This is a genomic window from Microcoleus sp. Pol17C6 (genome assembly GCF_036701145.1).
Taxonomy (GTDB): Bacteria; Cyanobacteriota; Cyanobacteriia; order Cyanobacteriales; family Microcoleaceae; genus Microcoleus.
Window position 1 is genome coordinate 1 of the sequence record NZ_JAUBQH010000015.1, and the last position, 23,962, is coordinate 23,962.

Annotated in this window: 15 protein-coding genes and 1 tRNA gene; 7 read left to right on the forward strand and 9 right to left on the reverse strand. The window is 46.0% G+C overall.

The features are described from left to right. The first annotated feature begins 262 nt into the window (after positions 1–262). Positions 263–6,127: a CHAT domain-containing protein gene (locus tag QUA25_RS09890; RefSeq protein ID WP_333037288.1), complete on the forward strand. Its 5,865-nt coding sequence runs from the start codon at positions 263–265 to the stop codon at positions 6,125–6,127. A gap of 99 nt (positions 6,128–6,226) precedes the next feature. Here the strand turns inward: QUA25_RS09890 and QUA25_RS09895 are convergent, their stop codons facing one another. The 3 genes from QUA25_RS09895 to QUA25_RS09905 form a co-directional block, all read right to left on the reverse strand. Continuing rightward, a complete protein-coding gene (locus QUA25_RS09895; protein ID WP_333037289.1) occupies positions 6,227–6,625 on the reverse strand; it encodes an alr0857 family protein in 399 nt (132 codons plus the stop codon). 238 nt (positions 6,626–6,863) lie between these two features. Beyond that, entirely contained in the window at positions 6,864–7,379 is a 516-nt protein-coding gene (locus QUA25_RS09900; protein ID WP_190660760.1) for an HNH endonuclease, read from the reverse strand. 220 nt (positions 7,380–7,599) lie between these two features. Further along, positions 7,600–7,854 carry a hypothetical protein gene (locus QUA25_RS09905; protein ID WP_333037290.1) on the reverse strand — a complete coding sequence of 85 codons (255 nt, stop codon included), beginning with the start codon at positions 7,852–7,854 and terminating at the stop codon, positions 7,600–7,602. 93 nt (positions 7,855–7,947) lie between these two features. On the opposite strand from QUA25_RS09905, the gene QUA25_RS09910 reads away from it, so the two are divergent. Next, complete coding sequence (locus QUA25_RS09910) at positions 7,948–8,283, forward strand: ribbon-helix-helix domain-containing protein (protein ID WP_039886507.1); 336 nt, start codon at positions 7,948–7,950, stop codon at positions 8,281–8,283. Between the two features lie 439 nt (positions 8,284–8,722). Then, positions 8,723–10,054, forward strand: coding sequence for a D-alanyl-D-alanine carboxypeptidase (locus QUA25_RS09915; RefSeq protein ID WP_445242213.1), 1,332 nt, complete (start codon positions 8,723–8,725; stop codon positions 10,052–10,054). Positions 10,055–10,196: 142 nt separating this feature from the next. Here the strand turns inward: QUA25_RS09915 and QUA25_RS09920 are convergent, their stop codons facing one another. Next, positions 10,197–11,303: an N-acetylmuramoyl-L-alanine amidase-like domain-containing protein gene (locus QUA25_RS09920; protein WP_333037291.1), complete on the reverse strand. Its 1,107-nt coding sequence runs from the start codon at positions 11,301–11,303 to the stop codon at positions 10,197–10,199. Positions 11,304–11,822: 519 nt separating this feature from the next. Between QUA25_RS09920 and QUA25_RS09925 the strand changes: the two genes are divergently transcribed. Further along, entirely contained in the window at positions 11,823–12,998 is a 1,176-nt protein-coding gene (locus QUA25_RS09925) for a serine hydrolase (protein WP_333037292.1), read from the forward strand. A gap of 527 nt (positions 12,999–13,525) precedes the next feature. On the opposite strand, the gene QUA25_RS09930 is transcribed toward QUA25_RS09925, so the two are convergent. Further along, positions 13,526–13,597: transfer RNA gene (locus tag QUA25_RS09930), tRNA-Gln, on the reverse strand. A 101-nt stretch (positions 13,598–13,698) separates the two neighbouring features. Beyond that, positions 13,699–16,506 (reverse strand): GAF domain-containing protein, encoded by a 2,808-nt coding sequence (locus QUA25_RS09935; RefSeq protein WP_333037293.1) that lies wholly within the window; start codon positions 16,504–16,506, stop codon positions 13,699–13,701. 741 nt (positions 16,507–17,247) lie between these two features. Between QUA25_RS09935 and QUA25_RS09940 the strand changes: the two genes are divergently transcribed. After that, complete coding sequence (locus QUA25_RS09940) at positions 17,248–17,634, forward strand: response regulator (protein ID WP_015175702.1); 387 nt, start codon at positions 17,248–17,250, stop codon at positions 17,632–17,634. Positions 17,635–17,783: 149 nt separating this feature from the next. On the opposite strand, the gene cheB is transcribed toward QUA25_RS09940, so the two are convergent. Continuing rightward, on the reverse strand, positions 17,784–18,869 hold the full coding sequence (gene cheB / locus QUA25_RS09945; protein ID WP_333037294.1) for a chemotaxis-specific protein-glutamate methyltransferase CheB: 1,086 nt from the start codon (positions 18,867–18,869) through the stop codon (positions 17,784–17,786). Here cheB and QUA25_RS09950 point away from each other — a divergent pair. After that, on the forward strand, positions 18,856–19,035 hold the full coding sequence (locus tag QUA25_RS09950) for a hypothetical protein (protein WP_333037295.1): 180 nt from the start codon (positions 18,856–18,858) through the stop codon (positions 19,033–19,035). The genes cheB and QUA25_RS09950 overlap by 14 nt on opposite strands. 123 nt (positions 19,036–19,158) lie before the next feature. Here the strand turns inward: QUA25_RS09950 and QUA25_RS09955 are convergent, their stop codons facing one another. Continuing rightward, on the reverse strand, positions 19,159–21,657 hold the full coding sequence (locus QUA25_RS09955) for a hybrid sensor histidine kinase/response regulator (RefSeq protein ID WP_333037366.1): 2,499 nt from the start codon (positions 21,655–21,657) through the stop codon (positions 19,159–19,161). 126 nt (positions 21,658–21,783) lie between these two features. After that, a complete protein-coding gene (locus tag QUA25_RS09960) occupies positions 21,784–23,493 on the reverse strand; it encodes a methyl-accepting chemotaxis protein (protein WP_333037296.1) in 1,710 nt (569 codons plus the stop codon). A gap of 241 nt (positions 23,494–23,734) precedes the next feature. Between QUA25_RS09960 and QUA25_RS09965 the strand changes: the two genes are divergently transcribed. Then, a complete protein-coding gene (locus QUA25_RS09965) occupies positions 23,735–23,857 on the forward strand; it encodes a hypothetical protein (RefSeq protein ID WP_333037297.1) in 123 nt (40 codons plus the stop codon). The last annotated feature ends 105 nt before the right edge of the window (positions 23,858–23,962 follow it).

Sequence of the window (23,962 nt, forward strand, 5' to 3'; positions counted from 1 at the left end):
AGATTATTAAATGAAGGAGAAATGGTTATTAAATGGGATCGAAAAATCAAAAATAAAGGCAATGCTATTTTATCCGGTTTAGCTGCGTAGCAGCTTAACCCCCAGCCCATCTTAATTTTGATGACCTCTGTAAAAAATGAGCCAACGCTAAGCAGATTTGCCTATCCAAAAAGAAACTATAGCTTTTGGCTTTTACGGATTCGCTAGAGACAGGTTTAGTTGACCCCCCTCTCCCAATTCTTAACTCTCCCAAAAAACAATTATGCTGCCAGATAAATACCGAAAAGTGCATCGCTGTCTCCCTCTGGTGATGGGAGTTGTATTCGCTACTACCTACAGCATCCCCATCAGCGGCCAACCCAGGATTGCCACACCATCCCAATCACCGACAACGGAAAAACCCAACCCATCAGGAACGCAGCAACCCGTGCAAGCATTTGGCGGGCAACTCGCCATGTTTGTGGGGCATGAGGAGAAGGTAACCAGTGCCGTATTTAGCCCCGATGGTCGGCAAATTCTTACCGCTAGTGCCGATCAAACCGCCCGCTTGTGGGATACCAAAGGCAATCTCCTAGTTATGTTCCAGGGAGATAAAGCGGGAAGTAGATCGGGAGGCTTGCCAGGAACCAGATTCAGTACAGCCATATTTAGTCCTGATGGCAGCCAAATTCTCACTACTACTGAGTATGGAGTCCGCTTATGGGATATCAAAGGCAATCTCCTCAAAGAGTTCCGGGGGGATCAGGAGCGGGGTGAAGTTATAAGTGCCGTGTTTAGTCCCGATGGTTCTAAAATCCTAACCAGTAGTAACTTTGGGAATGAAACTGTCAGGTTGTGGGATATCAAAGGCAATCTTCTCAAAGAATTCCAGGGGCATAAAGCAAGAATTAGCGCACCAGTCCGCCCAAAAGCTGTATTTAGCCCTAATGGTCGCCAAATCTTTACTGTAGGTTCGGATGGAACTGCCCGCTTATGGGATATCAAAGGCAATCTTCTCAAAGAATTCCAGGGGCATAAGGATCGTGTCGCCAATGCAGTCTTTAGTCCCGATGGACGGCAAATCCTCACCGCTAGTCTAGATAAAACTGCCCGCCTGTGGGATACCAACGGTAATCTCCTAACCGAGTTCCAGGGGCATGAAAATCATGTCCAAAATGCAATATTTAGCCCCGATGGTCGGCAAATCCTAACCTATAGTAGGCAAGTCCGAGTTTGGGATACCAAAGGCAATCTCCTCGCTGTGTTCGGGCAGCATGGAGATTCCCACTGGAGTTCTGTCTCGATTGCAACAGGATTTAGCCCGGATGGTCGCCAAATCCTTACCAGTAGTATGGATGGAACTGCTCAAATTTGGGATACCAAAGGCAATCTGTTGGCAAAATTGCGGGGGCATAAGGATCTCGTCTGGGGAGTATTTAGTCCCGATGGCCGGCAAATCATCACATTAGGTTGGGATAAAATCGCCCGCCTGTGGGATGTGTCAGCCGCAATTGCTGCCGAATCCGAGCAAATAGCTGTCAAGGAAAGCCTTCAGGAAGGCGTGTCCAAAAATAACGCTCAACTGGCAATATTCCGAGGGCACAATAGTGATGTCCTCAGTGCCGTATTTAGTCCCGATACCAGGCAAATCCTCACCGCTAGTCAGGATAAAAAAGCCCGTCTGTGGGATCTCAAAGGCAATCTCCTAACCGAGTTCCAGGGGCAGGAGGGGCTCAGCCGCGCAATATTTAGCCCCGATGGTCGTCACATCCTCACCATTAGTTTTGGTAGTGTTGATGCGAATGATAGCACTACCCGTTTGTGGGATACCCAAGGCAATCTCCTGGCTCAGTTGCGGGGGAGTGGCTCTTTAGGAATCTACAGTGCAAAATTTAGCCCCGATGGTCGCCAAATTCTCACCGCTGGTGGTAATGGTGGTGGTGATGATACCGCCCGCCTGTGGGATCTTAAAGGTAATCTCCTAGCTGAGTTGCAACCACCTGAGAAAGTATGGGGGGGAATAGCCACAAGTGCGGTATTTAGTCCTGATGGCAGGCAAATCCTTACTGCTAGTAACGATAAAACAGCCCGCCTGTGGGATCTCAAAGGCAATCTATTGGTAGAGTTTCGGGGACATGAGGATGGGGTCAGAAGTGTAGTATTTAGCCCGGATGGTCGCCAGATCCTCACCGCTAGCAATGATGAAACCGCCCGCCTGTGGGATCTCAAAGGCAATCTCCTGGCTGTGTTCCGGGGGCATAGAGAGAGACTCACAACAGCCGTATTTAGCCCGGATGGGAGTCAAATCCTCACGGTTAGTTTAGATAAAACCGCCCGTCTGTGGGATACCAAAGGCAATCTCTTGACAGAGTTTCGGGAAGATGAAAGATATCTCCACAGTGCAGTTTTTAGTCCCGATGGCAGCCAAATTCTCACAGCCAGTATTGAAGCTGCAAATGGAATAGACCCAATCGCCCGAATCTGGGATACCAAAGGCAATCTCCTGGCTGCGTTGCGAGGGCATGAAAGAGGTATCACAAGTGCCGTATTTAGCCCCGATGGTAGTCAAATCCTCACCGCTAGTTCTGATGGCACCGCCCGTCTGTGGGATGTATCAGTAGCAATTGCTGCCCAAGCCCAGCAAATGGCAGCGCTGCAAACTTTTCGGGAAAGCGTATCTAAAAATAGCGCTCAACTAGCAGAGTTACGGGACGATAAGTATGGAGTCCAGCGTGCAGTCTTTAGCCCGGATAGTCGCCAAATCCTCACCACCACCGATAAAACCGTCCGCCTGTGGGATACCAAAGGCACTCTTCTAAACGAGTTTCAAGCCCCTAAGAAAGAGGTCAGAAAACCAGTATTTAGCCCGGATGGTCGCCATATCCTGACAATTGGTGATAAAACCGCCCACTTGTGGGATACCAAAGGTAATATCCTCACCGAGTTCCAGGGACACCAGCAGGATGTTGAAAGTGCAGTATTTAGCCCGGATGGTCGCCATATCCTCACCGCTAGTATAGATAAAACCGCGCGCCTGTGGGATACCAAAGGTAATCTCTTGGCTATATTCCAAGGACATGAGAATGATGTCAACAGTGCAGTCTTTAGTCCCGATGGTAGTCAAATCCTCACCGCCAGTTTAGACAAAACCGCCCGTCTGTGGGATACCAAAGGCAATCTCAAAGCAGAGTTTCGGGGGCATGAGAACAGTGTCGAAAGTGCAATCTTTACCCCAGATGGTCGCCAAATTCTTACTCTAGGCAGTGATTTCCACGGAAATGCCCGCCTGTGGGATACCAAAGGCAATCTCAAAGCAGAGTTTCGGGGACAGAAGGATGTATATAAAGGTTCCAGTCACGATGAGAGTGCAGTATTTAGCCCCGATGGCAATCAAATCCTGATCACCAGTAATGATAGACTTTCCCGCCTGTGGGATATTTCTGGCAATCTCCTAGCAGTATTGCGAGATCATGACAGTTCTGTCAACAGCGCCGTATTTAGTCCCGATGGCCGGCAAATCCTCACCACCAGTGAGGATCAAACCGCCCGTCTGTGGGATGTAAAAGGCAATCTTCTAGCGATATTTCGAGGACATGAGGATGGGGTCAACCATGCAGAATTTAGCCCCGATGGGCGGCAAATCCTCACGGCTAGTCAGGATAGAACTGCCCGTGTCTGGGATATTGCTACGGGCATCAAAGTTTCTGCGGCTGAAGTCGCCTTTATCAAAGGAACTCAACTTTCTAGCCAAGGTAGTGTCGAATCTAGACAACTCGCACTTCAAAAGTTAGAAGAAGCCCTTGCAGGCTATCGTGCAGAGCAAAACTCTGCCCAAGCCACACGAACTCTCCTTTCAATGGGTAAAATTTACGCCCATTTCGGACAATTTCAATCTGCCCTCGACTCCTACAATCAAGCATTACCCTTATCGCAACAAGCCGGTGCCAAAGCCGAAGAAGCCGCCATTATCAACAGTTTTGGTCAACTCTACATCCATTTAGCTGACCCGACAAGCGCCCTGGATTACTATAACCAAGCATTACCATTATTCTATCAATTAAATGACCAAGCAACAGTCGCCAATACCCTCAACAGCATGGGTGATATTCACGCTGCTACAGGAAACTGGAAAAATGCCCTAGACTCCTACAACAAAGCCCTGGTAATCTCCAGACCCGCAGGTAATTTAGCAGCAGAAGCTACTGCCTTAACTGGCCTTGGTAGCACCTACATCGCTTCAAAAGAATGGTCAACGGCCCTGAATGCCTACAACCAAGCCCTGAGCATCTCCCGACACTTAAACGACAAAGTAAAAGAAACCACAATCCTCAACCAAATGGGGAAAATACAAGCTGCTTTAGGGCAAAGTTCTACCGCCATTGAAAACTATAACCAAGCTTTATCTCTATCCCAACAACTCGGTTACAAAACAGAAGAAGCGCACATCCTCTACAATCTTGCCATCTTAAACCGCCAACAAAATAACCTCGCCGCCGCCAAAACACCAATCGAAACCGCCATTAATATTATTGAAAACCTCCGCACTCAAATCGCTAGCCAAGAACTGCGGCAGTCTTACTTTGCCCGCAACCAAGATTATTACCAGTTTTACATCGATTTGTTGATGCAACTGCACCAGAAAAATCCCGATAAAGGTTACGACGCACAAGCCTTTCATGCTAGCGAACGTGCCCGTGCCCGCAGTCTGCTTGAACTCCTCAGCGAAGCCAGCGCAAATATTCGCCAAGGTGTTGACCCGCAACTGCTAGCACAAGAACAAAATTTGCAACAACAACTTAGTGATTTTCAGACTCGCAAATACCAAATTGTCATCGCTCAATCTACGCAAGAAGCTCGGGAGGAAATTCAACAAAAAATCGACACAGTTCTTAAGGAACTCGCTCAAATAGAAGCTAAAATTCGCGCCAACAGTCCTCGTTACGCTGCTCTCAAATATCCCGAACCTCTCAACTTGCAACAAATTCAACAACAGGTAATCGATGACAATACGCTACTTTTAGAATATTCTTTGGGTGAGGAGCGCAGTTATTTGTGGGCGGTGACGAAAACTTCTTTCACCAGTTACGAACTTCCTTCTCGCACCGAGATTGAAGCTACGGCTAAGAATTTCCGCGATACTTTAACCAAAGAGACCACGAGAACCTCTCCTCAAATGGTTGCCGAATCTGCTGCACTTATAAGCCAAATGATCCTCGCTCCAGTTGCTTCTGAGTTGGGCAACAAGCGCTTGCTAATTGTTGCGGATGGAGCCTTGCAATACATCCCTTTTGGCGCCCTTACTCTGGAAAAATCTGAAGCGCCGCTAATAGTTAAGCATGAAATTGTTAATCTGCCTTCTGCTTCAACTTTAGCTATTCTGCGGCGGGATATGGCGACTCGTCAACCGGCTCCAAAGACGATCGCCTTGTTTGCCGATCCAGTTTTTAGCACTGACGATGAACGGCTCAAAGGCACGAGTACATCGCAGGTAACGAGGAATCAAACTGTTGAAAATCTGCCCTTGGAAGCGCAACAATTACAGAGATCTGCATCAGAGGCTAACATTAATTGGACTCGCTTACCTTTCTCGCGAACTGAAGCTGAGCAAATTCTGGCTTTGGTTCCCGATGATTTGGAAAAACCAGCGTTTGACTTTACTGCTAATCGTACCACGGCAACCAATCCCGATTTATCTCAATATCGCATTGTTCATTTCGCTACGCACGGATTTGCTAATAGCAGACATCCAGAATTGTCGGGATTGGTGCTTTCTTTGGTTGATGAGAAAGGCTCTTTACAAAATGGCTACTTGCGACTGAATGATATTTTCAATCTCAATTTACCTGCAGAATTGGTGGTGCTGAGCGCGTGTCAGACGGGTTTGGGAAAAGAAATTAAAGGAGAAGGGTTGGTGGGTTTGACGAGAGGGTTTATGTATGCGGGGGCGCCGCGTGTGGTGGTTTCTTTGTGGAGTGTTGACGACCAAGTAACTTCTGAGCTGATGACACGATTTTACAAAAAAATGCTCCAAGATAAATTGGCGCCTGCTGCGGCACTGCGATCGGCGCAAATCGAAGTGCTACAGCTTCCAGAATGGCAATCTCCTTATTATTGGGCCGCTTTTGGGCTGCAAGGAGAATGGAATTGAGTGCGCCACTGACATCGCCAGAAGGGGAAAAAGTGGGGGAGTCCGATATGAAGAAAATATTTCCCTCTTCCTTTTTCCCTCTTCCTTCCACATCCGATATTAATCGCCGACTTCCCCGACAACCTCCGCAGCAGCCTGAGTTTCGAGCCAGAGTTTGAGCAGCAAGAGCTCCACCCGATCGCCCAACACAGTCGCAAACACGCCGTCAGCCCCCTCAGACGCCTCAGAAATCCACGTACCGCGCAGAGTCACTTCTACAAAGTCAGTATCCGCAACACAAAGCTCGATCGCATCATTGTCGTTTCGGCGCGCCTCAGATTCCAACAGAGACAGCGCCGGCAAATTCGCGGGCAGCAAAAATGCCGCAGTGCTCGGTTCGACGCTGATGCTTTGACCAACTCGCATAGCCAGCACAACTCGCAGCGCCACTAACTGTTCGGGAGATTGAGCCAAACGCTCTAGGTTAAAGCCCGTTTCAGTGTAAGTCAACTTCAGCATATTGACAGCCCTAAATTTGGAATTGAAAGTTTAAAATTGAAAATCGGGAATTGGGAATTGGGCATCGGGAATTGGGAATTGGGCATCGGGCATCGGGCATCGGGCATTGGATAGGTCGGAATGAAAAGTTTGCTATTCCGAACTAAAATCCTTTTCAATTACAGGACTGAATTAGCTATTAACTATTAGCTATTACCAATTACCAATCCCCCCTGCCCCATGCCCCATGCCCCATGCCCTATTCCCCAATTTGGTATTCGTGCCAAAACAGTTCGGCAAAAGCAACAGTGGGGTGTATAGGAGCCTTCGGCTTAGTTCGCAGAGACATTCCAGCTTCTATGGGAGTTCGATCACCCTTACGAGAGTTGCACCTTTCGCAAGCAGTCACCACGTTGTCCCAAGTATGCGGGCCGCCCTTCGATCGAGGCATCACGTGATCCAGCGTCAAATGCCGATTGCTACCGCAGTATTGGCAAGAATGAGCGTCGCGGCGCAGAACTTCCCGGCGATTGACCGGGGGCACTTTCCACAGGCGTTCCCTGTTACCAAAAGTCAAGCGGATTTGTTCGGGTACGTGGATGCTGGTGCTGGGCGATCGCACCAGCCAGCCGTTGCCGATGCTAAAATCGAGAGGTTCAGCCTTGCCTGTTACCAACAGTACGATCGCCCGTTTGATGTTGACACGGCTCATTGGTAGGTAATTCTGAGAAAACACCACCACAGATTGCCTCAATACATCAGTTACTACGGTCACGGCTTGCTCCTCCTCATCAATTTTGGATTTTAGATTTTAGATTTTGAATTTTGAATTTTGCTTGCTTCGTCAGCATTGGCTACATCTGGTTTTTTCCCAGTTCCCCAAGCGGATCGAATTTCTCAAATATCCAATCAAATGCCCCCGCTTCTCTTACTTAGAAGCGGGGGCTAGAAAAACTGCTTTCATGCAAATTTTCATCCTGTCTTGGTACAGTCGTTTAGCTGTACCTCCCGCTTCGCGTATCTCGATGTGGCTGTGCCACTTGCAGACCGTCCCGGTCTACCTCGTTGTAATTAATTTCTGCAATTTGTTCTAATCCACTATAACCGCGTTTAATTAGGCCCAAGCCCGCCCACGAGGTCGCTGCGACAGTCGCAAAACCCGTGCTAAAGACGTGCTGTAACGACTCGGAGTGACCTGTGGGGCGATCGCACTTCAGTTGATAGGTGGAGTAGGTGGGGAGAAATTTCACTGTAGGCAGAAGGTGGTTAAGAGGCTTTCAATCTAGCTGTAAACATACTACACTGATATTACACATATGTCCACCCGTCACGGAGAAAAAATTATGCATACCCTACCTAGAACCTCAACCACCGAAATGGAAGTCACCAGCATTCGACTAGAAAGAGAGCTCAAGGAGAGACTTAAAGAGCTCGCGGGCAATCAAGGCTATCAAGCTTTGATTCGAGATTTGCTCTGGAATTACGTGCAGCAGAAGTCTGGAGAGTATCGCCAGATGTTTTCTCGATCGGATATTCGAGCCAGCATTAATGCCACAGCACAGCAGGAGGAACGCTGCGCGCTTACAGGAGAGTTGATTCGACCGGGCGGGCCGATGTTATTAGGCCTGACGATGCACGGCGAAATGGTGCCGCTGAGTATAGGGAGTATGGCCGGATAAACCAGTTTATCGAAAATTTGTGAGAGCGATCGGCCTGGGGTGAAGGCCCCAGGCGCTGAAGATCAGACTATTTTAGATTTTAGATTTTAGATTTTAGATTTCAATACTTCGGACAGTTTTTGATTACCAACCGTAGAATAAGGGTTTCCCTGCTCCAAGGCAATCGAGCTACCAACGAAAAATCGAGGGTTTCAGACTACGAACTAAAAACAGTCCGGACTATTGGTATAAAATTCCGCAGTCTTTAAACAATCTCTATTGAACGAACCGCGAAGACGCGAAGAACGCGAAGGAAGATGGAGAAGAAGAGAGGTAATGTTAGCAGTTCGCAATTCTGGTAACGCAGATGCGGAGGCTCTACAACGCGCTGGCTAGTGCTAAAATTTCCATCGGGCGTGCCGAACAGACGATCGTACATTTGATGAAAAAAATTAAGGTAATGCTGAAAAACCCCTACTTAACTGCTGCGAGTTCGATCGCCCTTCTCACAATTATTGCCGGATGTGCAGCTACTGAATCACCTCAACTTGCATCTCCCACTCCTGTAGCTGAATCTTCTCCGCCCCCAGTTAAACCAAGTCAACCTCAGCCCTTAATAGTCTCTGTTAGCAATCCCGAAACCGCCACAAATACCAAAATCCAGCAATATCTTAACGGGTTGGCAGCCCAAGGTTTTGCCAAAGAAAACCAAGGCGTCTGGATGCAATCTGGCAATACTTTGCTAGCCAATCATCAAGGTACAGTTCCTCTGTCAGCCGCTTCTATTACCAAAGTAGCAACATCTCTGGTAGCCCTGCAAGAATTCGGGCCGGAACATGAATTTATCACCTTAATTGGTACAACGGGAAAAATTGAAAACGGCGTATTAAAAGGCGATTTAATTGTACAGGGAAACGCCGACCCGTTGTTTGTATGGGAAGAGGCGATCGCCCTCGGTAACGCCTTAAATCAAAAAGGGATCAAGCGAGTCAGTGGCAATTTGATAATTGTCGATAAGTTTTACATGAACTTTGAACTCGATCCCCTCAAATCGGGAGAATTGCTCAAACAAGGATTGAACAGTCAAATCTGGCCCAGCGAAGCCGCCGCCCAGTATCAAACCCTGCCTCCCAATACGCCGAAACCCCAAATAGCCATTGAGGGTACTGTACAAGTTTTGCCAGCATCTCCCAACGATGTGCAGCCTTTAGTCAAACATTATTCTTTGCCCCTTACCGAACTGATCAAAAAAATGAATCAGTACAGCAACAATCTCATGGCAGATATGCTAGCTGATACTGTCGGCGGCGCCAAAACAGTCGCGCAAAAAGCAGCAGCAGCAACCGGAGTTCCTCCCGCAGAAATTCAACTCGTCAACGGTTCGGGATTGAGCGAAGAAAATCTCATTTCTCCCCGGGCTGCTTGCGCGTTATTTATAGCTTTAGAACGCTATCTTGAACCTTACAGCATGACAGTTGCGGATGTCTTAACTGTAGTTGGGAAAGATCAAGGAATACTGGCAGAACGGGCGCTTCCCAAATTAGCAGTAGTCAAATCTGGCACGTTGGATAATGTTAGCGCTTTGGGCGGAGCCCTGCCAACTCAAAAACAAGAAACTGTGTGGTTTGTGATTATGAATGGAGGGGCAAATGTCGAGACATTTCGCACTCAGCAAGAGGTTTTGCTGAAAAGCTTTTTGAATGAGTGGGGAAGTGTTCAAGTTTCGCCGCCGGAATTAACGCCAAATCCTGCTAGAAGTAGTAAGGTATCTCGCAGCGAAATTGTTCAATAAGCTGTTGTGCATTGAAATTGTATATTCCGGGCGAGCTCGCGTGCCCACCCCACAAGAGAGTTTATAGGGTGCGTCAGCACAGAAATTTTAAATTTTCAGCTAAAATAATGCAAGCTGATGCACCCTAGGAGTACAAACTAATTTAATCAGGTGTTTTGGCCCTAGCGACTACAATGCCGATCGCACTTTCGACTCTCCTAATATATCTCTGCAAGTCGTAAGCAACTGTCACCTCCCCAGCCGGCGAAGCGTGAATTAAGCCCATATTGCCGTCAGCATTGCGGTAAACTAAACCTGTGTGCGTGACATCCAATCCTTTAACATCCGTAGCTACTGCTACAATATCCCCTGGTTTTAACTGAGAATAAACACTTTTTATCCGATTTGTCGGAATGTAATTAACAGTAGTTTTTGCTAATTCTGCTTCTTGGCTGACTATGCACTGATAAGTTGCTTCGTCTTTGACCATTTGCGGGTAACTGCTGCGGTGCTGGCTCATGAAATTTAGTGTTTTATTCATGGACACTCCGCCTAATTCAGCCGTGATATTTTCTACTGTTTGCCGTTTTTGATTGTCGTTAATCCAGTCGGAAAAATAGTGCAATCTGCTGCAATAACCGTTGATTTTACCGTTTAAATACCGCTGTTCTTCTATGCGATTTACAAAATTTTGATAGTCGTAATCTTGTACTGCTACGCCCCTCGCGATCGCCAAAACGGTTTCTACAAACAAAACGCAATCAAATTTATTCAAAGTTATGAGCAACTTTTCTTCGCCGGATTTGTCCAGCAAACCCGCGGCGTAGGGCTTTCCTAGGAAATTATCGGCGATCGCCTGGACGATTTCTCCCATCGAGCGATCGTGCAAATTTTGTTGTTTTGCATACTGTACAACCTTTTCAAAACGTGCTATGTCTTCAGGTTGTGCAACGGTTTCTCTCTCCGTATTATTTGAGTCCGAGCGTCTCGCCAGCACCTTCAGCAATTCGGAATAGGAAATTTCCGCTAAATTGTTGAAGTCCCAAAACATACTCGGAAAACTGGAAACAGTTTGGTTGTTTGTTATTTCCAGATTTTCGCTTTTTCCCGTCAAGGAAAACGCTAAATCCGCGCCCTGTCCTGCTGTTTGTCGCTCGACAACATATCCCGTAGCAGATTGAGACTGAAATGCCCAAACATCAGGTATCAAAGAGTTATTCACGCCGACGATCGCAAATCCCAAAACAGCCAGACTCCAAAAATTTCTCATGTTTTTCAAAGGATTTTGCTTCAACTCAGTGCTATCCTGAAAATTTTACAATTACATTTTACAATTACTAGAAGTCTCAATCAGCCTAGTAGACCGATAAAATTGGCAACAGCGGACTAGATCGATACACTTGTCATTTAGATGCCGCCCTATTATAAACTGATCGTGCGAGTTTGATAGCACAAAACTGTAATGCAAGTAGAACGCCGACGCCGCCCCATCGGGCCCCAACGCCCAATCGAGTCCCGACGCCAAAGCACCGAGCGTCCAGTCCAGTCGCGACGCCAAAGCACCGAGCGCCCAGTCCCATCTCGTCGCCCAATCCAGACCCGACGCCCCATAGACCTCTTGCAAAAGTCGCTCTCAATTCTTGAAATTATCTGGGTTAATCTGCGTTCATCTCCCTTGTATCTGAGGTTGACCGATCGAGCAAAGATTCATGCAACAGGTCTAATCCAATCCCGACCCCAAAGCAGCCAGCGCCCAGTCGGACGCCGACGCCAAAGCAGCGAAAGCCCAGTGCCTTCTCGTCGCCGAGTGAGGACGAAATTTTCTCGGCTAAAATACCGTAACATTTTGTGTTTAATCGCCGGGGCGATCGCGATCGGTTGGATTGTCACAATACCGTTCAGAATTCGCCGTCCCCCAGAACCGCCAGTCATCTTGGCTCAACAGGCCGTCTCGCCTCAAGAAGCACTCTCGCCTCCGACAATTGAACCATCGGAAAATTTAGCCGATCGTCAAAGCGAGCCTACGTTTAGCTACAACATCAAAACACCTCCCAATCCCGTTTACTCTCAAGAATTGCAAGGGATTGTTGATGAATCTGTGAAAATTGCAACCAGCAAAGGATTGCCTGCAGAACGGCTATCAATTACCTTATTTGATGTTAGCAATTCCAAAACTCACACCTTCGCCGGATATCAAAATCAAACTCTCCGATTTCCCGCTAGTGTTGCCAAGTTATTTTGGATGGCAGCGTTTTACTCAGCCATTGAAAAAGGCCTCATTACGCAAAAAGAATCTGCCTTTAAAAACGACCTGGAGCAAATGATTCGCATCTCCAACAACGATTCTGCTAGCAGGCTTTTAGACAAAATCACAGATACAAAATCCGGCGGACGGCTCGCAGGAGAAGAGTTGCAAACATGGCTGAAAAAGCGCACTCAAATTAACACATTTTTCCAGTCTGCAGGCTACAATGATCTTCGTATAAGCACCAAAAATTATCCCATATACTATTTAAGACAAGAAGGACCAATCGGTCGCGACTTGCAATTGCGGGGCGATGCTTCTCAGCCGATTCGTAATCAAGTAACTACCGACCAAGCCGCCAGATTAATATATGAAATCTATACTAGACAAGCCGTTTCCAGCGTCGCCAGCCGCAAAATGGCTTACTTGCTAACGAGAGACTTAGACCCCAAGGCGTGGAAAAATGACCCTAGCAATTCGATACAAGGATTTCTGGGCGAATCTTTACCAACTAATATTTATTTTGGTTCCAAAGTAGGCTATACTTCCAAATCCCGCAGCGAAGCGGCCTTTGTCAGAACTTTAGACGATCGCGCGATTTATATCTTAGTTGTTTTCGCAGACGATCCGGCTTATGCCAAGGACGAAACAGCTTTTCCGGCCATTTCCCGATACGTTTTCGATCGGCTAAACGCTCGTGGCCCCAGCACTTTGCAGTGATATGGAGTAGGGCTTGTTGAATGTTGACTATTAGTTGAAAAACTGAAGGATGGTTGATCTCAAATCCGGTTGCATCGGAATTATTCATCTCTCTGTTCTCTTCCTCTGTATTCTCTGCATCAAGATTGGTTTAATCATTCCAATGCAACCGGATTTGATATGAGTGTTGAATGTTAACTCGATTTTATAGCAACCGCGCCCGACGGTTAGGACGCTGTTAATGGCTGAAACGATTGATTTTATTGATTCTTCCTTCTTCCTTCTGCTATACTATTTCGGCGCAGTCAGAAGTGAGATTACGCACAAACAACGGTTTCTGCGAAAAATGGGCACTGGCGACCAAAAAAACCAATTTCTTGACCACAAATCTAGGATTTTAGGTAAAACCCGCAGCAAGAAACCCAGTTTCTTATATCCTGTGAGTAAGTCCTAATTAGATTTGTAGTTAGGAAGTTGTTTGTCTCCCGTCGGTCGATCGCTAACTCTCAACGATGAGTTAAACAATTGATTGACCTGACACAATTTAACTGGGGCGAAAGGATTCGAACCTCTGAATGGCGGGACCAAAACCCGCTGCCTTACCACTTGGCGACGCCCCAACGTCTTAACCTTCACTATCTTAACATTCAAACACAGCAATCTGTCAAGCATTTTGACAAGAAAATTTTAAAAATGTTTTTGGAAGCGATCGCCCGCAGGTTTATGCTCTGATCGCACGGGGGCGAGCTACCGGGATTTCAATCCTGAAATCCGCTCCCTGTCCTGGTTTCGAGATACAGTTCAAGCTTCCTCCGTGTTTTTCCACCACAATCTGGTAGCTAATAGACAAGCCGAGTCCCGTACCCTTGCCCACAGGTTTAGTGGTAAAGAAAGGGTCAAACAAGTGGCATTTAGCTTTTTCGGCCAATCCGGGCCCGCTGTCTTGAATCCGAATCACCACAACTTGACCGCTTGACTTTCCTGACTCATCAGCCTCCGAGTTTGGGTTCACCACCGCCGTCGAGATTTTGATCGTCTTGGGTGGAGGCTGATTTTCCAAAGAGTCGATCGCATTCGCCAAAATATTCATAAATACTTGGTTGAGCTGTCCGGGATAGCACTCTACCTTCGGCAAGTTACCGTAGTCTTTAATTACCTCAATTCCCGGTATTAGCCCATTTGACTTGACGCGGCTCTGCAAAATCAGCAGCGTGCTGTCAATTCCTTCGTGAATGTCCACCAGCTTCATTTCTGCTTCGTCGTGCCGCGCGAAGTTCCGCAGAGACAGGACAATTTGGCGGATGCGTTCAGTTCCCATCTCTATTGAAGACAGAATTTTCAGCAAATCCGGCACTATGAAATCAACATCGATTTCTTCGCTTTTGTCGAGAATTTCGGGGCAAGGCTCCGGGTAATGCTTTTGATACAAGTGCAGTAAATCCAGCAGATTTTTCATGTACTGCTTGCAATAAGTCAAGTTGCCGTAAATAAAATTAACCGGATTGTTAATTTCATGGGCGACGCCGGCGACCATTTGACCGAGAGAGGACATTTTTTCGTTTTGGATGAGCTGAGCTTCTTTCTGCTGCAACTGCTGCAAAGTTTCCGTCAGTTGGCGGGCTTGAGTTTGGGCGGCTAAGGCTGCCGCGCGGGTTTGGGCGTAGAGTTCGGCTTGGTCGATCGCGATCGCCAGTTGATCCACCACCGCTTGCAGCAATTCCACTTCGCTCGTCGCCCAGGAACGGTGGCTGCTGTAATGGTTGCAAACTACAGCCCCCATTTGACCGGAGCGAGTCTTGAGCGGCAGCAGCAGGTTAGAAACAATCCCGATACTGGTCAAAAAATCTCGCGTCGGCTGTTCGATGCAGAGTGCTGTTGCCGCGTCGCCAATCCGGAGCGTTTGGCGGTGGCAAATTTTCTCGGCCAGCAGGGTTACTTGTTCGATCGGGTATTCTGTAAGCCGGTCTTTCACTTCGGGATTTGCCGCTTCGTGGGTGATTGCAAAGCTTGGCTGCCCGTCTCGCGAGATGGAATACCACAAAAAGTAGCACTGGTCAACCTGTAACAAGCTGCGAATTTCGTTGACAGCCGTATCTAAAATTTTGTCGAGGTCGAGGGAATTTCGCATCTGGCTGGCGAGGCCGAACAGCAAGCCTTCCCGGCGGCTCAACAATTCTTCTCGGGCTGCGTGGCGATCAATCGCCACAGCGATGGCGTTAGTCATGCAGCCGAGAACTTCTAGCGCTCCCTCGCTTGCCAAAGCGCTACTGCACAGAGCCATCACTCCCACCAGTCGCTCTTCCACAATCAGCGGATAGGCAATGGTGCAAAGAGACGGGTTCGACAGTAGGCACACAGGAGCCGTTTGGAGGTTTCCGGCTTCTGTTCGCACCCAATCTTCTATTTCCGGTGCCCACTCTTGGCTGCTAAGTCCTGAGTTGGCCTGCAATTCTAACCGCTCTGTCTGCAAGTTAAAAGTCCAGATGCTCACCCCTGTGGCGTCGAGGTACTCTACCATTGCCTCAGTGCAGCGGTTGAGGATGACCGATATTTTCCCGCCTTGTCCGAGGGCTGCACCGACTTTAGCTTGCAGGGTTCCCAAGCGCGATCGCTCTTGTAGGGACGCTGCCGTTAGTTGGCGATCGGAGGTGTCGCGGGGGCCGGCAACGATTTCTCGGATTTGTTGGGTATCGTCCGCGTGTCCGATGCCCGCTGAAGCTTCCCACACATATTGAGATTTGCCTGTTTCCCCCAGCGTTGGGAGCTCTTTTGTTGCGTATATTCTCATGCTGCTCTGTGGCGTATGGACGGCACACAAGCTGTCGCGGTTCGAGCCAGGAACTAACTCCGAGATTTGCGGGCTCTCCGAGGTGATATCTTCTACCTCTGGCAACTGTTTCTGGGCTTGGACTAATTGCCAGCGCAACTCCACCAAACTCGCAACTTGCCGACTCAAAGCTTGCATAGCTTCTATCGTTTCTTTTGTCAAGTCTCGCGGCACCGAGTCCATGACGGATAGCACTCCCAGCACCTGCCCCTCTGAGCTAACAACTGGGATTCCGGCGTAAAATTTCACGAAGGGGTAGAAAACGATCAGCGGATGATCGCCAAATCTCATATCTGTGGAAGCGTCTCGAACAATGGCGGCAGGCAGTTCTTTAAAGGAATTTATAGGAAGTTCGATCGCAAATTCGGGAGCAACGGGCGGTTGTTGCAGGGAAATTGCCCGGTCAAATTCCGAGTTTGAGTTTGAACTCTGGGGGAAATCTTCGGGAGTTGGGTCTAGGGCGCGATCGCAAAAATTCAGGTAACGCTGGGCCAAAGTTCGATCGATACCTAACTGCGACTTCAACCAGTGGCGGTTACCGTCAATCAAGCTCAAGAAAGCAATAGGACTTCGGCTGATATGAGCTGCCAAACTAACCAAACTGTCCAAGCAAGCCTCTGGATCAGAGCCAAGAAGCTGATACAAATCAATGTTATGGAGCTTGAACACTTTTTTACCAAGAGGCAAGGGTGCTTTCATCATGTGTAACTGCCCGTTTAGTTGCTGGCAACCGCCCTTCTCAATACTTCCCTTGAAAAACAAGCTATGAATTCTGTGCTGGGAGACTCGGGGCGCAAGTTCGGCGCAGGTTGCTTGCGCCAAATTCAGACTAACCTCTTGACTGATCGGGAAACTTTTGAGTTATCGGAGTTAGAGCACCCCAGATCTAAGACTATATAAATTATACTTCCAGTTGACTATGCTTTTGAATACCTCCGGCTCTCTAAATCTAAGAGCCTCTGTTGGGAGGAAGCAGCTTTCCAAAATATATGACTATTGCTTACCTAGAATTTTTTTATCAGTTTAATTGTATTTTAACAGACTTGTCTAATCGTGGGTAGCTGGCTTGCTGGTAGATTTAAATCAGGGGTTTGTGCCACAATACCAGTGTCCTTTACCGAGCTGTGCCTTAGCCGGTAGTTCAACTACAGTTAGGAGATGAATTACAAAAGATTGGTAAGATGTTAAACTTTGTAACAATAGTTGTTCAAACTCGACCTTTTAGGGTTTCTGGGCCCTGATGCACATTTTGCAACTGTTGTAATTGCCGATCGACCACTCTCCCAATCCCTTTTTTCGAGTTTGAGGTAAAAAAACAGGGGTAAAGCTTCAACTAACTCTCCAACGGAGTTGACAATTATTGGGTAGAGGCAACTCTCTAAAAATAACTGAACGAAGTATGTTTTGTATTTTCAAGAACTATAAATAAACAGGGAGAAGAATATGTCTGCAAGTAGCAGTCAAGTACCAACTATTTTGGCAGTTGATGATAGCGTCGTGATGCAAGGACTTGTTAAACAGGCCTTAAGCAAAGAGTTTCGAGTTCTCGTAACCGACAATGCAGTGGATGCTTTGTCAACGATTTATCACGAACAAATTTCTGTTTTGTTGCTGGATGTTTCGATGCCTGGTATTGACGGATTGGAACTCTGCCGCACGGTGCGGAGCTTGCCTCAGTTTCAGAATTTGCCGATCGTAATGCTGACAGCACGAGATGGAGCCTTTGATAAGGTACAGGGGCGTTTGGCGGGAGCAACAGAGTATTTAACTAAGCCGTTTGATGCTGATAAGTTGCGCGAGGTAATTGGTAAGTTTATCAAAATCAAATAATCGGACTTAGGAAAAAAAATCAGTTTTGAGTAATTAATGAAGTAATTTGAGTAATTAATGAACTAAAAAGTTGCGCTCGCGCTCTCTGATCCTCGACTTCTTTAACAAGTCGAGGGGCGGGCCCTTCTGCACTATTTGCGAGGTAAGTCCTAAATTTTTAATTTAGCCAAGAGTAGGGGGGCGATCGCACTGACAGGTAGAACATATTGGGCGGCACCGAGGGCGATCGCCTCCTTGGGCATTCCGAAGACAATGCAGCTAGCTTCGTCTTGGGCGATTGTCAACCCCCCTTCTCTGGCGATCGCCAACATTCCGTCAGCACCATCTCTACCCATTCCTGTCAGCAAAACCCCCGCTGCTGCCCGACTATAAAAATTAGCTACCGACTTAAATGTCACCGTTACAGAAGGGCAGTGTCCCGCAGCATGAGCAGCTTCTGAATAAACAAATCGCCCTTGAGCGTCCAATTCTAAATGACGCTTTTCTGGCGGGAAATAAACAGTTCCTGCTTGTGGCAATTCTCCAAAAGCAGCTATCTTAACAGGCAGTTTCGATTCATAACCCAGCCAATCAACTAATCCTTGCAAAAAACCTTCACTGATGTGCTGGACACAAATTATAGGCACTGGAAAACTAGCGGGAAGTTTAGAAATAATCGCGTACAGTGCTTGCGGCCCGCCTGTCGAAGCCCCTATAGCCAATACTTTAATAGGTGAAAATTTAACATTTTCGTTGGAGAATTTGTAATTAGGAACTGGTGCTTGGTTGATTTTTACTATTTGATTATTATCTTCTGTTGGCATCTTTTTTTGATGCCGTGTAAATACTTTAACTCCTGAGAGTATTTTCACCTTAGCTATTAATTGATTGGCTAGGCGAGCGTAATCAGATACCAACCCGCCAATCGGTTTCGGAAAAACATCCAATGCACCCGCCTTTAACACTTGAAATACATTCTGAGTATCATTCGCTTGTACTGAAGCACTAATTACTAAAATTGGTAGCGGATATTTCTTCATTACTTCTTCCGTAAATTCTAACCCGTTCATTGGTGCCATGTTCAAATCCGTACAGATTACTTGGGGCTGAAGTTTGGGGATTAATTCTAGTCCTTCTAATCCGTTGCAAGCGGTTCCTACAACTTGGATGTCTGGCGAGGACTCAAAAATTCGTTTGAGGACGAGCGTAACTACTGGAGAATCTTCAACTAACAATAGTTTAATGGGCGATAACATCAGTTTGCTGGGAAATGGGGAATGGGGAATGGGAAATGAGGAATGGGGAATGGGAAATAGGGCACTTGTGCTGCCCTTCGACTTACTTCTCTTCGGCGAAGCTGAGCGGGCAAGGCGCGCAGGGCGATTGGCTAAGCTCAGCACGAGTCGCTCAGTAACCGCGTAGTCAAAGTATTGGGCCTGGATCAGCATCGATGCACTGGTAATTGTGCACTGGGCACTGGGCATTGGGCTTGCTAATTGGTAGTAAATAACAAATGCCTAATAACCAAGGAGTAATGACTAATGACTAAACTAACCTTTTGAGTGTATCTACCAACACATCTTGATTGAAAGTACCTTTAGGAATATAAGCATTTGCCCCCGCATCAGCCCCTCTTTTTTTATCTTCATCCGATGCCAAAGAGGTCACTAAAATTATCGGCAACTCACTGTATTCTTTTTGCTCCCGAATCTTAATAGTCAGGGCCAAACCGTCTAAATTTGGCATTTGTATGTCAGAAATCACAGCATCAAAATCGCGAGTTTTTAATTTATGGAAAGCATCCAATCCGTCTACCGCAGTCACAACTTCGTAACCCGCACCTTCCAGGATGCGCTTTTCTTGAGTGCGCGTGGCGATCGAGTCTTCTGCTAATAGTATAACTTGTTTTCTGCTGGCAGTCTCAAGTTGCGATCGCGCACCAGAAACCCCACGGGACGAAACTTGCTGGCGTACAGATTTTATCAAATCGTGGGGATTGAGTACCATGCAAACTTCCCCTGTACCGAGAATTGTGGCACCCGAAACATTTCGCACCCGTTTCAGCAATTGACTTTGAGGTTTCATCACCACATCCTGTTCGTCTATCAAAGCATCTACAAATAATCCCAATCTTTCCTCCCCAACTTTTAAAACAATACAAGGCATTTTTGAAGAAGTTGAATTTCGGAAGTAGTTGTGATTTTTTCTCTGAAGTTCGCTCCCGTTTTCCTGTCTCAAGTTCCTATTTTTGTCCCACCATTTTCTATTGTTTAATTCTAGTAAATCTGTCAGATGAGCCACTGACAGAGGCTGACCATTGGAAAGTATAGTTTCCTTACCTTCTATAGCAAATATCTCCGACTGAGCCACCTGTTGTGCCGTGTCTACAAACTCGACTGGCAGAGCATAAGGAATGTCTTCAACTAGGACAATTAATACATTTGCTGTAGCTAAAGACGTGCTGATTTGCAGCCTCAAAGTGCATCCTTTTCCCGGTAAAGACTCTACTTGAATACTACCTTTTAGGGCTTCAACATTAGTGCGAACTACATCTAAACCCACGCCGCGACCCGATACTTCGGTAACAAATTTCTTGGTTGAAAAACCTGGAGTAAAAATTAAAGCTTGTACTTGAGTTTCGGTCATCTCTGCCAGTTGTTCAAGCGTACAAATATTACGTTTTACCGCCGTTTGTTTAATGCTCTCTAGATTTAGTCCCCGGCCATCATCAGCAACTTCAATAATAATATTGCTAGCAATATTATAGCCTTTAATTCGGAGAGTAGCCACGGGAGGTTTACCTAGTTTTTTCCGCTCCTCAACAGTTTCAATGCCGTGGTCGATCGCATTTCTAATCATGTGCATTAAAGGGTCTTTCATTTCCTCTAAAATGCGTTTATCTGCTGTAGTTTCGCCTCCTTCAATCACTAATGTAACTTCTTTACCTTCCCGTTTTGCTAAGTCTCGAACAGTTCGAGGAAATAAATTAAAAATAGTAGACAAAGGCAGCAGTCTCAGAGTGCGAATTCCTGATTCTAGTGCCTCAGCGATTAATTCGAGTCTGGCAGTATCTTCATAAACTCGATTTCTCAAGCGGTTGACTAAAGTTCCGAGACGTTCTAAACGTTCTTCTGTACGTTGATAGTAATCCTGCAATTGGCTAAATTTACCGTTGGCTTTTATACCGTTTTCATCTATTTGCATCCGATCAACAGTCAAGCTCGTTACAAAATATTCTCGGCTCCACTCTTCCCACAAAGTTGTAATTTGTTCGATCTCTGCAACTCGGTGTCCTAGCCGAGTTTTTGTGACAGTAAGTTCCCCTGCTTGAGTCATTAAATCGTCTAAATTTTGAGTAGCAACGCGAATGGTTTCAATGCGGTAAGATGAGGTTGATGATGCAGTAACTGCCGACTGCAAAGCCGACTCAGTGGCGCGCCCAGAAGGTGCAGGCAAGTTTTGAGCTTGCAGTAGAAATTCGGGCTTGGATTGTAGGGGTGGTAAAAAAGAGGAATTTTTCTCTAAGTTAAGGACTTCAGAAGTTTCAACATTTGTTTCTAGTTCTGGGGTAACAGGCTCAGTAAATGGCAGTTCTACCAACGGTTGTTCTGGTACTTGTGAAGATGAGTAATCTACTATTGAGGCTGCTGCCTGTGGCTGTGACTCACTAGAAGCACCCATCATGCTAGCGAGGATGTAAAAAGTATTAACGCCGGAATCTTCGCCGGTAACGGCTTCGTTAACGAGTTTTCGCATGGCGTCTAAACCTTGCGAAAGTCGATCGCTAATATCGGAATTCAGTTGAGTTTCTCCCCGCTTGACAGCTCCCAAAATATGCTCCATTTGATGAGCTAAAGATGCTACATCTTTTACGCCTAGCATCCCAGCATCACCTTTAAGAGAATGGGTTTCTCGCAACAATTGTTCTACCTTAGCTAAGTCGCTCGGATGTTGTTCTAAGTACAGCAATCCGTCGTCTAGTTTCTGTAAGTGTTCTTGACTAGCGACTTTAAATACATCTCGAAGTTCTTGATCTTCAATCATCATATATGTTGTTGAGTAATAGGGAATTGAGCATGGCTCATGGGTGATTGGTAATGATAGTTATGTTGAATTATCAGTCGATTGCTAATAACTAATGCCTCATAGTTTATGACTAATGACTCATGACTACACTACTTCTTTAAGATTAAATGCAGCTTCTGTGAGTTGTTGAGTACCGATTTTTACTTGAGTAATGCCGCTGACTGTTTGAGACGCTGATTCCTTCATAGAAATCATCGCATCACCTACTTGCTGAATCGCGATCGCCTGCTGTTTAACATTAAATGAAATTTGCTGGTTGCTAGCAAACACCAGATTGCAAGCTTCCCTCACACCCGTAAAAGCTTCTGCCGTATCTTGTGCTGTTTTTACCCCTTCTGCAACCGTTTTGCGACTATCTTCAGTTGCTTTCACCGTTGAGTCGATCGCGCCCTTAATTTCTGGAATAATACCATTAATCTTTTGTGCTGCTTGTTGGCTTTCATCTGCTAACTTACGAATTTCGCTTGCTACCACCGCAAAACCTTTACCGTACTCGCCGGCTCTGACTGCTTCGACAGCGGCGTTGAGAGCCAGCATATTAGTTTGACTGGCTAAATCGCTAACCAAACTTGCGAGAGTCGATATATTGCCAATCTGACTCGTGCTGTCGTCGAGTCGATGATTTTGCTGAGAAATTGCCACCACAGCTTCTCTAAGATTCAGCATTTGATTGAGAGTTAGATCTACCTTTTTAGTACCTTCTTCGGCTAGATTTAAAGCTTGGCGAGCGGCAATGGCAACAGACTCAGCTTGCTCGGCTGTTTGCTGAGAAGATCTGCCCAAATTTTCTAGAGTTATAGTTGTTTGATTAACCGAAACAAATTGCCTATCTGCTATTTGCTCTTGCCGACTCATATTAGATTCTATTTCCAGGGAAAATGACGAGATTTGGTAAATCAGCCCCCGAATGAGAGCAACAATCTTTTGCAGAAAAAACCATCCAAATCCCAGCACCACAGCCAGAGAAACCATAGCAATAATCGCTGCTATCTTTTGAAGATCATCAATAGAATTGAATAGCAATTTCTTGGGTGAAGTATCCACAACTACTAAAAATTTCTTGGTATTTTGTTTGCTGGGAAAAACTGTATTATAGCTAATTACTAGATCCCTATTCTCAATATTTCCCTCGCCACCTGAGATTATTTTAGCAACAATGTCTGCTGAATAATCATTTGTGACATTTTCCTTGGTTTTTAGTTCTAATCCCCATGCTTTTTTCGGATTGGGATGAGCCAGATAATACCCATCTTGATTTAAGATAAAAGATTGATCTGATAATTCATGATTAAAATTTTTAACCCTATCGATCAGAGTGCTACCCAGAGCATTGCTAATCAAAATACCTTGTCTTTCTCCTTTGGAATTAAAAATTGGAGTTGCGTAGCGAATTGTTGGCTTGTAAGGAATTTCTATTTTCCCCCTTTCCTGATTTAGCTCTAAAGAAGACACATAGACTTCTCCTGATTTTAGCTTCTTAGTTGCCATAAAGTAATCTCTGTCTGCTTTATTTTGTAGTTGAGAATCTGGAATAACTTTAATATTTGTGCCGTCAGAATCTACGCGCACGATCTCCTTACCGCTGTTATCTATGTAACGCAATTGCATATAATATGACTTGGCTTCCATCAGGGATAAAAATGTGAGTTGCATTCGATAAACCCAATCTTTATAAGTAGAATTTGTTTGTTTATCTACTCCATTTCCTTCTCTAGCTCTAATCATTCCCTGGACTGGGGGAGTTTTACGAAGAAACAAAATATCAGCTCTCAGATTTTCAAATTTGTTAATCATTTGATTTGCGGTGGAATCAACACTGTCACTAAGGGTTATTAATGCTAAATTTTGTAATGCTTCTGTTGAAGAAGAAATTCCATACCAACCAACAATAGATACTGGAATCAATGTACTTAAAATTAGGAGGAGGAGCAGTCGGTGTTGCATTTTTTGGAAAAATTTGTTCATCATTGGTTACGGGGAATTGGTTACTGGTAACTTGTACCTTCGCATAGTCTAAGTATTGGGAATTGAGAAATTGTACGCTCGCTTAGCCCAAGTATTGGGAATTGGGAAATTGTACGCTCGCTTAGCCCAAGTATTGGGAATTGGAAAATTGTACGCTCGCTTAGCCCAAGTATGGGTAATTGGGAATTGGTAGTAAAGTAAAAATAACAACTCCCAAATAATAACTTACAACTAACTACACTGCTGATTTGAGATTAGGTTCGGATTGGCCAAGAAACAAGTTATTACTCCCGTTAAT